We start from the raw sequence: 14,042 nt of genomic DNA on the forward strand, positions 1-14,042 counted from the left end.
GCCGCTTCGACCGGTTGACAGCGGCGAATCGCCGTACCTGAGCGGCTGTCGGCGCGGTTCCTCAGGCGGCGACGAGGTGGTCCTCGCGGGCCCTGATGGTCCGGTTGACGGCCGAGACGATCGCCTTCAGCGATGCCATCGAGATGTCGCCGTCGACACCGACGCCCCACAGTCGCTGGTCATCGATCTGCAGGTCGACGTAGGCCGCTGCCTGTGCGTCGCCGGATGCGGACATCGCGTGCTCGACGTAGTCGTACAGCGTGACCTCGCGCCCTGCCTCACGCAGCACCTCGAGGAAGGCCGCGATCGGCCCGTTGCCGGTTCCGGTGACGGTGCGCTGCTCTTCACCGTCTCGCAGCGTCACCTCGAGGGTGACGTCGCTTCCCGAGCTGCGGGTCTCTGTGGAGATGATCTCGAACCGACCCCAACGCGCGTCCGAACTGTCGGCCGGCAGGTACTCGTCCTGGAAGATGTGCCAGATCTGGTCGCTGGAGACTTCGCCGCCGTCGCTGTCCGTGCGCGACTGCACGACGCCGGAGAACTCGATCTGCAGCTTGCGCGGCAGGTCGAGGTGGCGATCGGTCTTCAGCAGGTACGCGACACCGCCCTTGCCCGACTGGGAGTTGACCCTGATGACCGCCTCGTACGAGCGACCCAGGTCCTTCGGGTCGACCGGCAGGTACGGCACGCCCCAGCTGATGTCGTCCACCGAGACGCCTGCGGCCTCGGCCCTGGCGTCCATCGACTCGAAGCCCTTCTTGATCGCATCCTGATGCGATCCGCTGAATGCCGTGAAGACAAGATCGCCGGCCCACGGGCTCCGCTCGTGCACTGGCAGCTGGTTGCAGTACTCGGCGGTGCGCTTGATCTGGTCGATGTCACTGAAGTCGATCTGCGGGTCGACGCCCTGCGTGAACAGGTTGACACCCAGCGCGACCAGGTCGACGTTGCCTGTGCGCTCGCCGTTGCCGAACAGGCAGCCCTCGATGCGGTCGGCGCCTGCCATGTAGCCCAGCTCCGATGCGGCGATCGCCGTGCCGCGGTCGTTGTGCGGGTGCAGCGACAGGATGACGTTCTCGCGATTGTCGAGGTGCCGGCTCATCCACTCGATCGAGTCGGCGTACACGTTGGGCGTGGCCATCTCCACCGTGGCCGGCAGGTTGAGGATGATGTTGCGCTCCGGCGTCGGCTGCAGCACCGTCATCACCTGGTTGCAGATCTCGACGGCGAACTCGAGCTCGGTCCCGGTGTATGACTCGGGTGAGTACTCGTAGAAGACGTTGGTCTCTGGGATCGTCGCCTCGTACTTCTTGCAGATGCGCGCTCCCTCCAGCGCGATGTCGATGATGCCCTGCTTGTCGGTGCGGAACACCACCTCGCGCTGCAGCACGCTGGTCGAGTTGTACAGGTGCACGATGGCCTGCTTCGCGCCGGCGATCGACTCGTAGGTGCGGGCGATCAGGTGCTCGCGCGCCTGCGTCAGCACCTGGATGGTCACGTCATCCGGAATGGCGCCCTCGTCGATCAGGCTGCGCACGAAATCGAAGTCAGTCTGGCTCGCCGAGGGAAACCCGACTTCGATCTCCTTGTAGCCCATTCCGACGAGCAGATCGAACATCACGCGCTTGCGCTGCGGATCCATCGGGTCGATCAGGGCCTGGTTGCCGTCGCGCAGATCGACGGCGCACCAGCGGGGCGCCTTCTCGATGCGTTTGGACGGCCAGGTGCGGTCGGGCAGATCGACCGTGATCTGTTCGTGGAACGGCACGTACTTGTGCACCGGCATCGCCGATGGCTTCTGATTGTTCTTCATGGTCTTCTTCTTTCGCGGCGGGTGTCTCGATATGGGCCCGCAGGAGTCTCCGCGACGAGAAGGCCCTAGATCGAGGACTCGTCGCGGCGACTAAGAAGGAGACCGCCGAGGAGCATGCCTCCACGATAACACTCATCCTGCTCAGCGACACGGGGCAGCTGCGCCGCTGCATTTCGCAGAGTGCTCATCAGAAGCCGAGCCGGCCGAGCTGTTTGGGATCGCGCTGCCATTCCTTCGCCACCCGCACGTGCAGCGCGAGGTAGATCTTGGTGCCGAGCAGCGGCTCCAGCTGGGCGCGCGCTCTGGCACCGACGTCGCTCAGCCGGGAGCCTTTGTGGCCGATGATGATCGCCTTCTGGCTGTCGCGCTCCACCACCACATTGGCGTAGACGTCGGTGAGGTCGTCGCGCCCCTCCCGTGCGATGATGTCGTCGATCGTCACGGCGATGGAGTGCGGCAGCTCGTCGCGGACGCCGTCCAGCGCCGCCTCCCTGATGATCTCGGCGACCCGATCCTCCGTCGATTCGTCGGTGACCACGTCATCCGGGTACAGCGCGGGCCCCTCCGGCATCAGAGCGAGCACCTCGTCCGCGAGCACGTCCAGCTGGTCGCCCGACACGGATGACAGGGGAATGACTGCCGCCCAGTCCTCGCGCAGCGAATCGGCCTCCATCAGCCGCTGCATGATGTCGTCACGGCCTGCGGCGTCGGTCTTGGTCACCAGCACGACCTTCTTCGCGTTCGGGTAGTCGTCGAGGGAGGCCGCGATCCGGCGGTCACCAGGGCCGACCTTCTCGTTCGCCGGCACGCAGAGTGCGATCACGTCGACGTCGCCGAGCACCTGTTCGACCAGGTCGTTCAGCCGTTGACCGAGGAGCGTTCTCGGTCGGTGCACGCCGGGGGTGTCGACGACGACGAGCTGGCCGGCAGGTCGGTTGATGATGCCCCGGATCGCGCGCCTGGTCGTCTGCGGTTTGTCGCTGGTGATCGCGACCTTCTCGCCGACGAGGGCGTTCATCAGGGTCGACTTGCCCACGTTCGGGCGGCCGACGAAGGTCACGAATCCGCTCCGGGTCTCCGCGGTGTCACTCATCATCGCTCTCTTCCTTCTCGCTCGCCGCGACTCGACGAGGTCGTGCCATGCGCGTCGTTCTGGACCGGCATCTCGCCGGTCTGCGGGTGGCGCGAGCGGACCTCCTGCAGAGCGCGCAGACCCTCGCCGCGCTCGACGAACACCGTGGCGAGGCCCCTGCCGCGCCCGCGTGAGGTGCCTCCGGTGATGATCAGACCGTGCGACTCGACGGTTTCACCCGGTCGCGGGACGTGCCCCAGCGCCTTGCCGAGCAGGCCGCCGATCGAGTCGACGTCCTCATCCTCCAGCTCGTAGTCGAACAGGTCGCCGACTTCGTCGAGTGCGAGGCGGGCCGCGACGCGGTAGCTCCCCTCGCTCAGCTCCACGATCTCGTGGGACGGTGCATCGTACTCGTCGGCGATCTCACCGACGAGCTCCTCGATGAGGTCTTCGAGCGTGACGATGCCTGCGACGCCGCCGTACTCGTCGACGACGAGACAGACGTGCACCGCATCGCGCTTCATCTGCTGCAGCAGCGACTCTGCGCGCATCTGCTCCGGTACGAACGACGCAGGCCGAGCCAGCGCCCGCACGGTGGCGTCGTGCCATCCGGGCGTCTCCCGGAAGCCGAACTGCACGAGGTCCTTGAGATAGAGCACACCGACGACGTCGTCCACCTCGCCGTCGATCACGGGCATGCGGGAGATGCCGGTGTCGAGGAACGTGCGCATCGCCTCTCGCGTGGTCGCCGCCGCGTCGATCGAGATCATGTCGGTGCGCGGGACCATCACGGCCCGCACGACCTGATCGGTGAAGTCGAACACACTGTGCACGAGGTCGCGGTCGTCGTCGTCGATGAGATCGTTCGACGCGGCCTCGTCGACCATGCTGAGCAGCTGGTCCTCCGAGTCGAAGCTCTGTCTGCCCCTGGCGGGGGCGACGCGAGCGCCGATGCGCACGAGCAGACCGGCGACGGGCCCCAGCACGAGCCGCAGAGGGCGCACGAGCGGCGCCGATGCGCGCACGAAGGCGTCGGAGTGGCGCCGACCGACCGCCCTCGGGCTGGAGAACACGGCGACGAACGACAGACCGGCCATCAGCACGGCCGCGGCGAGCATCGCCCACCAGAGGTTGTCGAAGACGAGCGTGAAAGCGACCGTTGCGAGAACTGCCGCGGTCGATTCCGACACCACGCGGACGAACGCGACGACGTTGGCGTGAGAGTCGATGTCGTCCGCGAGGTGCGCAAGTGCCCTGGCTCGCCGCGCCCGCTGGCTTGCGGCCAGGTCGACGATCTCGGCGCGCGAGATCACCGACAGCGCGGAATCGATGGCGGACATCGTGCCGCCGAGCAGGACGAGCAGGGCCGCGGCGACGAACAGCAGCGCGGGGGTCATGAGCGGTTCTCAGATCGGGGAGGTCGCCTGCGTCTCACGATCGTCGGCGCTCCTCCGCGGCGAAGCCGTCGATCAGCGTCTTCTGCAGGCCGAACATCTCACGGTGCTCCTCCGGCTCTGCATGATCGAAGCCGAGCAGATGCAGCAGACCGTGGGTGGTGAGCAGGATGAGCTCGTCCATCGTCGAGTGCTTGGCCGCCTGTGCCTGCGTCTCGGCGACCTGCGGACAGAGCACGATGTCGCCGAGCAGGCCCGGTGGTGTCGGAACGTCCTCTGTGCCAGGCCGCAGCTCGTCCATCGGGAAGCTGAGCACGTCTGTCGGCCCTGGTTCGTCCATCCACTGCAGGTGCAGCTGCTCCATGGCGCCCTCGTCGATCAGCACGATCGCGAGCTCGGCGTCGGGGCTCACTCGGAGCTCTGCGAGGTTCCGCTCGACGAGCCTGAGCAGCACCGACTCGTCGATCTCGATCGTCGACTCGTTGTTGATCTCGATCATGCCCTGGGCCTCCCCTTGTGGTCGCGTGGGCCGGGGCGGCGCGCAGACGAGCGCCTCTCGGCACGGTTCGCGAACTCGTGCGCCTCCGCGCGCTCGTAGCGCTGCGCGGTACGCTGCTCGTCGTACTCCGTGTAGGCGTCGACGATCCGGCCGACCAGCGAGTGCCGAACGACGTCGTCGCTGGTCAGACGGGCGAAGTGGATGTCATCCACGCCGTCGAGGATGCCCGTCACCGTGCGCAGACCGCTCGTTCCGCCGGGGATGTCGATCTGCGTGATGTCGCCTGTGACGACCATCTGGGTGCCGAAGCCCAGCCGCGTGAGGAACATCTTCATCTGCTCAGGCGTGGTGTTCTGGGCCTCGTCGAGGACGATGAACGAGTTGTTCAGCGTACGCCCGCGCATGTAGGCGAGCGGGGCGACCTCGATGGTGCCGCTCGCGATGAGCTTGGGCACGATCTCGGGATCCATCATCTCGTTGACGGCGTCGTACAGGGGGCGCAGGTACGGGTCGATCTTGTCGGTGAGGCTGCCAGGCAGGAACCCGAGCCGCTCCCCCGCTTCCACGGCCGGCCGCGTCAGGATGATCCGCTCGACCTCGCGCCGCTGGAGCGCTTGGATCGCCTTCGCCATCGCGAGGTACGTCTTGCCCGTTCCCGCGGGGCCGATGCCGAACACGATGGTGTTCTCGTCGATCGCGTCGACGTACTCCTTCTGGCCGGGGGTCTTGGGCCGGATGGTTCTGCCGCGCGAGGACAGGATCGCCTCACCGAGCACTTCGCTCGGACGCGGGCCCGATTCGTCCGCGAGCATGCGCGCCGACCGGTTCACGTCGGATTCGACCACGTCGTGTCCTTTCGCCGTGAGGGCGATGAGTTCATCCACGAGCCGTCGCGCGGCGCTCACATCCGCTTCAGCGCCCGTGAGCGTGATCTCGTTGCCCCGCACGAGCACGTCGACATCCGGATGGGCGGATTCGACCATCCGGAGCAGCCGGTCCTGCGGTCCGAGGAGCTGGACCATGGCGACGCCGTCGGCCAGGATGCGGTCAGTGATCTGGTGGGAGGATTCAGAATCCAACGAGTGTGTTCTCCTCGAAGTTCGCGAGCACGTGCGCGTGCACGTGGAAGACCGACTGCGATGCCGATGCTCCGTTGTTGAAGATCAGACGGTACTCGCCGTTCGCGTGCTCGGAGGCGAGGCTCTTGGCGAACGCGACCATCTCGGCGAGCAGCGCGGGGTCACCCGCAGCGAGTTCCGTGACGTCGCGGTACTGCTCGGTCTTCGGGACGACCAGCAGGTGCACCGGCGCCTGAGGGCTGATGTCGCGAAGCGCGAACACCCGATCCGTCTCGGCGACGATCTCGCCGGGAATCTCCCCGTTGTAGATGCGCGTGAAGATGCTCGCTTCGGTCATACTCCGATCCTACTGGCAAAGCCCCCCACGCGAGTGGGGACTCCTGGTGCGCTCATGTCAGCGCGCCGACAGCAAACTGGCTGTCGGCGGCATCTCGAGTACGAGGGGGCCGTGGAGGTGCTCATGGCAAGGCGGAGGAAGGAGGGGCACCGAGAGTGCCCAAGGCAACGTGGGTCCGGGGGTGTGCATGGCAAGGCGGAGAAGGGAAGGGCACCGACAGTGCCCTGACCGCCGACAACGCCGCCAGGCGCGCCGCCGGGCCCTCGTCAGTGGCCCATGCCGAGGCCTCCGTCTACGGGGATAACCGCCCCCGAGATGTAGGCGGCGTCGTCCGAGGCCAGCCACGACACCACGCCGGCGATCTCCTCCGTTGTGCCGAACCGCGCAGCGGGGATCTGCTTCCTGTAATCCGCCTGCGTCTTCTCGTCGAGTTCTGCCGTCATGTCGCTGTCGATGAAGCCGGGCGCGACGACGTTCGCCGTGATGCCGCGGCCGCCGAGCTCGCGTGTGACGGAGCGGGCGAAGCCGACCAGGCCCGCCTTCGACGATGAGTAGTTCGCCTGGCCGGCGACGCCGAGGAGACCCGAGACCGACGAGATCAGAATGATCCGCCCGCGACGCGCCTTGATCATGCTCTTGATCGCCCTTTTGACGGTACGGAAGGCGCCGCCGAGATTCGTGCCGACGACCGCGTCGAAGTCGTCATCGCTCATGCGCATGAGCAGCGTGTCGCGGGTGATGCCGGCGTTGGCGACCACCGTGGTGACCGGCCCGAGCTGCGCTTCGATCTCCTTGACCGCCGCGTCGAGGGACGCGCCGTCGTTGACGTCGGCGGTCACGGCGAGTGTGCCGTCTGGGCCCCCTCCGCTGCGCACGGTCACGGCGACCCGGTAGCCGTCGCGGACGAAGCGTTCGGCGATCGCGCGGCCGATGCCGCGATTGCCCCCGGTGACGAGGACGACGCGGTCGGAAGTGTCAGCTGAGCTCACGGTGCTGCTCCATGATCGACGGGAAACGGAGTCATCATCCTATCCGGCGGGCGACACGTTCTCTGGGCCGGCTCACCGGATGGGGGCATACCCTGAGAGGACCGTGAACAAACGCAGCCGCTCCGCCCAGTCCGCGACGTCACTCGACGTCTCGCCGCGGGACGACTCGCGCTCGCGCGAGCGCCGGTACCTGATCACCATGGGCGTCCGCATCGCGTGTCTGATCCTTGCGGTCGTCATCCAGCCCTACGGCTGGTACACGTTCGTCTTCGCCATCGGCGCGATCTTCCTGCCGTACATCGCCGTCGTCAGCGCCAATGCGCGCTCCTCCACACGCGTCGATCACGCCCTCCCGCCGGAATCGGACTCGCTCACCGCACCGTCTGAGCCCGCTCCGCCCGACGCCGAGCCCCGGGTGCTGCGCATCGATGAGAGCGGCGCCGAGCCGGACGAGGAGCATTCGAACGGGAACGGCGGGGCCACGACATGATCGGCATGGATCCCGTCGCGCCGACCTGCGCGCGCGCCGGGTGCAGGGCGCCAGCGACGTGGAGCGTGGTGTGGCGCAACCCGAAGATCCACTCCGCCGACCGACGGAAGGTGTGGCTGGCGTGCGATGAGCACGTCACCTACCTGCGGGAGTTCCTCGCCTCGCGCAGCTTTCCGCTCGAAGTCGTCGAGGGCGTGACAGACGGCGCACAGGGGGCCTCGTGAAGAACAGTCCTCGCGCCGTCCGCTGGACCGTGTACGCCCTCGTCGCCTGTCTGTTCGCTGTGGCGTGCGGGTTCCTCTCGCACTGGCAGTTCTCCCGCAACGCCGAACGCGCAGGCGATCTCGCCCTGATCGAGAACAACTACGACGCCGATCCTGTGCCCCTCGCCGACCTCATCGGCGATGACGGGCGCTTCGATCCCGACGACGAGTGGCGTCCCGTCGAGGTCACCGGCGAGTACATCGCGCCCGCACAGACGTTCGTGCGCAACCGCCCCCACGGCGGCACGAGCGCGTACGAAGTGCTCGTCCCCATCCGGACCGACGACAGTCGCGTGTTCGTGATCGACCGCGGCTGGATCCCGCCGGGTGAGAGCGCAGAGGCTCCGGACATCCTGCCGACCGTTCCCAGCGGCGAGGTCACCGTGATCGCCAGGCTGCGACCGACCGAGCCGCTGCCGACGTCCGGCCGCTCGGCCCCAGACGGCCAGCTGCCGACGCTGCACGTGCCGTCGGTCGCGGAGATCGCGGGTGACGACACGCTGGCTGCCGTATACGGATCGTTGGTCTCGGAGGATCCGGCTGCCGCCGACACCCCGCACGCGCTGGAGGATCCGACCGAGGATCCCGGTCCGTTCCTGTCGTACGCCGTGCAGTGGATCCTGTTCGCGGTGATGGGCTTCATCTTCATCGGCTACATGATCCGCACCGAGATCCGCGCGTCCGCGGAGGATGACGACGACGATCCGGATGATATCGACGATATCGACGCTCTGGGACGCCCCGAGCGCAGTGCCCGCCGTCGTCTTCCAAGGCGCCCTCGCCGCCGTGACCGCGACGCCGAGGAAGAGGACGCCCTGCTCGACGCCCAGTGACGACTCGTCAGGTCCCCTGATGAGACGAACGGGCGTCAGGCCAGCGAGATCAGGTCCGCGTAGTCCTTGTTCCAGATGTCCTCGACGCCGTCCGGAAGCAGCAGCACCCGCTCAGGGTTGAGCGCCCCAACGGCTCCCTCGTCGTGCGAGACCAGGACCACGGCGCCCTCGTAGTGGTTGAGCGCGCCGAGGATCTCCTCGCGCGAAGCCGGATCGAGGTTGTTGGTCGGCTCGTCGAGGAGCAGCACGTTCGCCGACGACACCACGAGCGTCGCCAGTGACAGGCGGGTCTTCTCCCCGCCCGAGAGCACGCCCGCGGGCTTGAGCACGTCGTCGCCGGTGAACAGGAACGATCCGAGCACCTTTCGCGCCTCGGTCTCGTTGATGTCCGGCGCGGACGACATCATGTTCTGCAGCACGGAGCGGTCGACGTCGAGGTTCTCGTGCTCCTGCGCGTAGTACCCGATCTTGAGGCCGTGGCCCGGCTCGATCTGCCCGGTGTCGCTGGCGTCGACGCCGGCGAGGATACGCAGCAGCGTGGTCTTGCCCGCACCGTTCAGGCCGAGCACGACGACCTTCGACCCGCGGTCGATGGCGAGGTCGACGCCCGCGAAGATCTCCAGCGCACCGTACGACTTCGACAGGCTCGAGGCCATCAGCGGCGTCTTGCCGCAGGCAGCGGGCTTCGGGAACCGGATGCTCGCGACGCGGTCCTGCTGCCGCACCTCATCCAGCCCTGACAGCAGCTTCTCAGCGCGCGCCTGCATCTGGTGCGCCGCGGCGGCCTTGGAAGCCTTGGCGCCGAATCGCGCCGCCTGCTGCTGCAGCGACGACGCCTTCTTCTCCGCATTGGCGCGTTCCTTCTTGCGGCGTTCTTCATCGGCGACGCGCTGACGCTGATAGTGCTTCCAGCCCATGTTGTAGATGTCGATGGCCTGGCGATTGCCGTCAAGGTAGAACACGCGGTTCACCGTCTCGCCGACCAGCTCCACGTCGTGGCTGATCACGATCAGCCCACCGCGGTACGACCTCAGGAACTCGCGCAGCCACACCACGCTGTCAGCATCGAGGTGGTTGGTCGGTTCATCGAGGATCATGGTGTCGGCATCGCTGAACAGGATGCGCGCCAGCTCGATGCGCCGCCGCTGACCGCCGGAGAGCGTCTTGAGCGGCTGGTCGAGGATGCGATCGGGCAGAGAGAGGTTGTTCGCGATGACGGCGGCCTCGCTCTCTGCGGTGTAGCCGCCGAGCGCTTCGAAGCGCTCCATCAGGTTGCCGTAGCGGCGGATCGCCTTCTCCGATGCCGTCGCATCGTCGCTGGCCATCTGCGCGGATGCCTCCGCGATCTTGGCGGAGAGGTCGCCCAGCCCTCGGGCGTTGAGCACGCGGGTGCGAGCCAGCTCCTCCGGGTCGCCTGAGCGAGGGTCCTGCGGTAGGTAGCCGAGCTCGCCGCGCAGGTCGACGCCGCCGTTGCTCGGCGGCTTGTCACCGGCGAGCACCTTGGTGAGCGTGGTCTTCCCCGCGCCGTTGCGCCCGACGAGGCCGATCTTGTCGCCGGGGCCGACGCGGAAGCTCACGTCGGACATGAGCATGCGCGCACCTACGCGAATCTCGAGATCGTGCACGGCAAGCACAGCAACGTCCGTTCGTCTGGGGTGATCACGGCGCGATTGCGCCAGCCTCCCACCCTACCGCGCCGAGACTGAGCCCCACCCGCTCGCCCGAGCAGCGCTCGGCACGCCGGTCACAAGCCGAGCAGGGCGGCGGCGTTGTCGCGCAGGATGAGACGGGTGACGTCGTCGTCGTATCCGAGCGCCTCGAAGTCGCGCAACCAGCGCTCGGGAGTGATGACCGGATAGTCGGTGCCGAACAGCATCTTGTGCTTGAGCAGTGTGCGTGCATACTGCACCAGGTTCGGCGGGAAGTACTTCGGCGACCAGCCGGACAGGTCGATGTGCACGTTCGGCTTGTGCAGCGCCATGGACAGCGCCTCGTCCTGCCAGGGGAACGACGGATGGGCCAGGATGATCGGCATATCGGGGAAATCGACGGCGACGTCGTCGACGAGGATCGGCTGGGCGTACTTCAGTCTGATGCCGCCTCCTCCGCGCCGCCCTGCGCCTGCACCGGTGTGGCCGCTGTGGAACAGTGCGACCAGCCCCGTCTCCGCTATCGCCTCGTACAGCGGATAGATGTCTCGGTCATTGGGGAAGAAGGCCTGCGCGCTGGGGTGGAACTTCACACCACGCGCTCCCCGCTCCGCAAGCCGCCGGAGCTGCCGCGCACCGCGTGCGCCCGCATGCGGATCGACGGTGACGAACGGGATGACCGCGTCGGCGTGCTCCGCGGCGAGATCGATGACCTCCTCGTTGCTCACGGGGTTCTCCTCCCCGGTCAGCCAGCTGTCGTCCACGGAGAAGGCCACGCACATCATCTTCTTCGCGCGATACAGCTCCGCGAGGTCGACGATCGTCGGGCGGCGCACATCGGTGCGGAAATAGGTCGCCATCGCCTCGCTCTTCTCTGAGTCGAGCGCCGTGTCCGCCCGCACAGAGCGCTGCACATGGGTGTGCACGTCGATGGCCACGATCTCGGGGCTGAGTGTCATGCCTTCACCCTCGCGCGCGCATGAGCCGTGCCGGCGGGAGTTTTCGTGGCGTGGAAACCGGCCAGCCGTGCGGCGCCGGATCGGATTGTCTGTGACGACGAGACGATCGGGAGGTGCCGACGATGACGACGGCGGAACTGCTGCTGGACCCCACCGGCATGGACGAACAAGCCGACGACGCGACACTCGCGCCGCGGCCGACGACAGTGAGAGGGCTCACCGTGGGCCTTCTCGACAACACCAAGCCCAACACGACGATGTTCCTGGCGAAGGTCGGCGCGCTGCTCCGTGATGCCGAGGGCGTCGCAGGTACGAAGCTCTACACCAAGGACTACTTCGGCACTCCCGCTGGCGACGACCTGCTGGCGCGGATCGTCGACGAAGTCGACGTGGTGATCACCGGTGTCGGAGACTGCGGCTCGTGCAGCGCGGCGACAGTCGTCGACGGAATTCTTCTCGAGCGTGCAGGCGTCCCGACAGTGAGCATCGTGTCGGACGCGTTCCACGCATCTGGACGCGCCATGGCCGCTGTGCAGGGCTTCCCCGGTTTCGAGTTCCACGCCGTGCCTCATCCGTTCGCAAGCCTCGATGATGCGCAACTCGGCGAGCACGCCGCGAGCACGCTGCCCGTCGCCGTGCGCATTCTGACAGGCGGTGACGCGGAATGAGCATCACATCCGACACGATCACGCCTCCGGCGATCGATGCGGAAGCGGTTCGTCTCGCCCAGGAGTTCTACGAGGGGCGCGGCTGGACCGATGGGCTTCCCGTCACACCCGTCACCGAGTCGCGGCTGGCCGACTTCCTCGAGGTGACCGACCGCGAGCCGGACGAGGTGCTGTTCGAGATCCCGCATCTGAACCGCCGGATCACGGTGCGGCTCGCCGCGATCAACGCCGCACTCGCCGGGTGCATCCCGGAGTACCTCCCTGTGGTCATCGCCTCTTGGCTGGCGATCGCCAAAGAACCGCACCCTCGCCGCGGCATCTGGCAGAGCACGACGGGAACGGCGCCGTTCGCCGTCGTGAACGGGCCCATCCGCAACGAGATCTCTCTGAACAGCGCCGGCAACATCTTCGGTTCCGGCCATCGCGCCAATGCGACGATCGGGCGGGCGATCAGGTTGGGCCTGATCAACGTGTTCGGTCTGCGACCCCACGAGCTCGACCAGGCGACGCAGGGCAACCCCTCCAAGTACACAGCGGTGATCGGCGAGAACGAAGAGCTCAGTCCATGGCAGAGTCTGGCCGTCGAGCACGGTCACTCGGCCGACGAGTCCGTCGTGACGGCCTTCGTCATCCGGTCCGTGATGCACATCGAAGCGCGGCACACCTCCGTGCCCGAGCAGCTCGCCCTCGACCTCGCCGACAGCATCCGGCGCACCGGCGCTCTCATCCACGAGTACACCAGCGCGCTCATCGTGCTCGTGCCGGAGCATGCGCAGTTGCTCGCCGACGCCGGTTGGTCGAAGGAGAGCCTCAGGCGGTTCATCTTCGAGCATGCACGCCGCGACCGATCCGAGCTCGCCGCCGTCGGCAAGGACGCTCTCTCGCACAAGTCGCACTGGCGCCTGCCAGTCGATCATCCGGATGCGATGCCCGACACGGCGAGCTTCTCCGCGACGCCCGACGAGGTGCCGCTGTTGAGTTTTCCGACATCCGTGCAGATCATGGTCGCAGGGGCGAACAACGCCGGCGTCTCCGCTGTCGCGGAGGTGTTCACGCTGAATCCGCCCAGGGAGATCCCGTTGTCGACGCAGGCCGTCGACGCCTGACACCGACGTCAAGGAGCACACATGGTCATCGCCGAGCGCGCCGCACCACCCAAAGCCGCGCTGCCCAGGTCGGTGGATCGAGCACTGTCGATCATCGGCACCTTCCGGCAGGGCAGGGCGCGCCAGACGCTCAGCGAGATCAGTCGCAACGCGGAGCTGCCGCTGGCGACGACGTACCGGATGGTGAACTCGCTCGCCGAATGGGGCGCCCTCGAACGCGACGACCGCGGCAGGTATCACGTCGGCCTCCGACTGTGGGAGGTCGGTTCTCTCGCGCCGCGCTCCATGGCGATGCAGCGCATCGCACGGCCGTTCATGCACGACCTGTACGAGATCACCCACTACTCGATCCATCTTGCGATCTGCGAGGGAAACGAGACGGTGTTCGTCGAGCGGTTCCAGAGCCCGTCCCAGGTGCTCACGCGCCCGCGGGTGGGCGGCAGGCACGACATGCACACGACGGCCGTCGGGCGCGTGCTGCTGGCCTACGCGCCGCTGGATGAGCGTGACCGGATGCTCCACGAGCAGCTGCCTCCGACGGTCGACGCCCATGCGTTCAAGCGGGAGCTGGCCGAGGTGCGCATCCGCGGCTACGCGATCAGCGGACGCGACCTGAACACCGAGTACATGGCGGTCGCCGCCCCGGTGACCGTGCCTGGCGGCCAGGTGGTGGCCGCGCTTTCGCTGATCATGCGGTACGAAGACGCCGACGAGCGCAACGCCGCCCATCTGGTCCGCGTGGCCGCGGGAGGCATCTCGCGGGCGCTGTCGGCGAAACGCTGACTGCTCCCGCCCACGGGGCTCTGGTGGTCAGCGAAACAGCCAGTGCCCGATTCCGTCGCGCCCGCCCGCTCGTACGCTCGGCGGTCGCTGCGTACGCACAGCGTGCGC

The 14,042-nt window shown here is 67.4% G+C and carries 15 protein-coding genes; 6 read left to right on the plus strand and 9 right to left on the minus strand.

Features of this window, described 5'->3' with window-relative positions:
- Positions 1 to 61: 61 nt before the first annotated feature.
- The 7 genes from leuA to fabG form a co-directional block, all read right to left on the minus strand.
- A complete protein-coding gene (leuA, locus tag CIK77_RS02150; RefSeq protein WP_087055352.1) occupies positions 62 to 1,813 on the minus strand; it encodes a 2-isopropylmalate synthase in 1,752 nt (583 codons plus the stop codon).
- Positions 1,814 to 2,000: 187 nt separating this feature from the next.
- Complete coding sequence (gene era, locus CIK77_RS02155) at positions 2,001 to 2,906, minus strand: GTPase Era (protein WP_087055722.1); 906 nt, start codon at positions 2,904 to 2,906, stop codon at positions 2,001 to 2,003.
- Complete coding sequence (locus CIK77_RS02160; RefSeq protein WP_087055351.1) at positions 2,906 to 4,282, minus strand: hemolysin family protein; 1,377 nt, start codon at positions 4,280 to 4,282, stop codon at positions 2,906 to 2,908. Before CIK77_RS02160 ends, era begins: the two co-directional genes overlap by 1 nt.
- Before the next feature lie 34 nt (positions 4,283 to 4,316).
- Positions 4,317 to 4,778 (minus strand): rRNA maturation RNase YbeY, encoded by a 462-nt coding sequence (ybeY, locus tag CIK77_RS02165; protein WP_087055350.1) that lies wholly within the window; start codon positions 4,776 to 4,778, stop codon positions 4,317 to 4,319.
- The gene (locus CIK77_RS02170) at positions 4,775 to 5,800 is read right to left on the minus strand and encodes a PhoH family protein (protein WP_087055721.1); all 1,026 of its coding nucleotides are present in this window, start codon (positions 5,798 to 5,800) and stop codon (positions 4,775 to 4,777) included. The genes ybeY and CIK77_RS02170 overlap by 4 nt, the downstream gene beginning before the upstream one ends.
- 46 nt (positions 5,801 to 5,846) lie before the next feature.
- Positions 5,847 to 6,194 (minus strand): HIT domain-containing protein, encoded by a 348-nt coding sequence (locus CIK77_RS02175; RefSeq protein ID WP_087055349.1) that lies wholly within the window; start codon positions 6,192 to 6,194, stop codon positions 5,847 to 5,849.
- A gap of 266 nt (positions 6,195 to 6,460) precedes the next feature.
- A complete protein-coding gene (gene fabG / locus CIK77_RS02180) occupies positions 6,461 to 7,183 on the minus strand; it encodes a 3-oxoacyl-ACP reductase FabG (RefSeq protein WP_087055348.1) in 723 nt (240 codons plus the stop codon).
- 103 nt (positions 7,184 to 7,286) lie between these two features.
- Here fabG and CIK77_RS02185 point away from each other — a divergent pair, with 103 nt between their 5' ends.
- From CIK77_RS02185 to CIK77_RS02195, 3 genes are read left to right on the plus strand one after another with little or no spacing between them, the layout of a single operon-like run.
- Positions 7,287 to 7,673, plus strand: a complete 387-nt coding sequence (locus CIK77_RS02185; protein ID WP_249268621.1) for a DUF3099 domain-containing protein — start codon at positions 7,287 to 7,289, stop codon at positions 7,671 to 7,673.
- A complete protein-coding gene (locus tag CIK77_RS02190) occupies positions 7,670 to 7,897 on the plus strand; it encodes a hypothetical protein (protein WP_087055347.1) in 228 nt (75 codons plus the stop codon). The genes CIK77_RS02185 and CIK77_RS02190 overlap by 4 nt, the downstream gene beginning before the upstream one ends.
- Complete coding sequence (locus CIK77_RS02195; RefSeq protein WP_087055346.1) at positions 7,894 to 8,769, plus strand: SURF1 family cytochrome oxidase biogenesis protein; 876 nt, start codon at positions 7,894 to 7,896, stop codon at positions 8,767 to 8,769. The genes CIK77_RS02190 and CIK77_RS02195 overlap by 4 nt, the downstream gene beginning before the upstream one ends.
- A 35-nt stretch (positions 8,770 to 8,804) precedes the next feature.
- On the opposite strand, the gene CIK77_RS02200 is transcribed toward CIK77_RS02195, so the two are convergent.
- A complete protein-coding gene (locus CIK77_RS02200) occupies positions 8,805 to 10,403 on the minus strand; it encodes an ABC-F family ATP-binding cassette domain-containing protein (RefSeq protein ID WP_087055345.1) in 1,599 nt (532 codons plus the stop codon).
- A gap of 110 nt (positions 10,404 to 10,513) precedes the next feature.
- On the minus strand, positions 10,514 to 11,377 hold the full coding sequence (locus CIK77_RS02205) for an amidohydrolase family protein (RefSeq protein WP_087055344.1): 864 nt from the start codon (positions 11,375 to 11,377) through the stop codon (positions 10,514 to 10,516).
- A 122-nt stretch (positions 11,378 to 11,499) separates the two neighbouring features.
- Here CIK77_RS02205 and CIK77_RS02210 point away from each other — a divergent pair, with 122 nt between their 5' ends.
- The 3 genes from CIK77_RS02210 to CIK77_RS02220 are packed head-to-tail and all read left to right on the plus strand — an operon-like array spanning position 11,500 to position 13,934.
- On the plus strand, positions 11,500 to 12,045 hold the full coding sequence (locus tag CIK77_RS02210; RefSeq protein ID WP_140403540.1) for a UGSC family (seleno)protein: 546 nt from the start codon (positions 11,500 to 11,502) through the stop codon (positions 12,043 to 12,045).
- Entirely contained in the window at positions 12,042 to 13,151 is a 1,110-nt protein-coding gene (locus CIK77_RS02215; protein ID WP_087055342.1) for a hypothetical protein, read from the plus strand. Before CIK77_RS02210 ends, CIK77_RS02215 begins: the two co-directional genes overlap by 4 nt.
- Before the next feature lie 21 nt (positions 13,152 to 13,172).
- Positions 13,173 to 13,934 carry an IclR family transcriptional regulator gene (locus tag CIK77_RS02220; protein ID WP_087055341.1) on the plus strand — a complete coding sequence of 254 codons (762 nt, stop codon included), beginning with the start codon at positions 13,173 to 13,175 and terminating at the stop codon, positions 13,932 to 13,934.
- The last annotated feature ends 108 nt before the right edge of the window (positions 13,935 to 14,042 follow it).

It is taken from the genome of Microbacterium sp. JB110, from assembly GCF_003335195.1.
GTDB lineage: Bacteria > Actinomycetota > Actinomycetes > Actinomycetales > Microbacteriaceae > Microbacterium.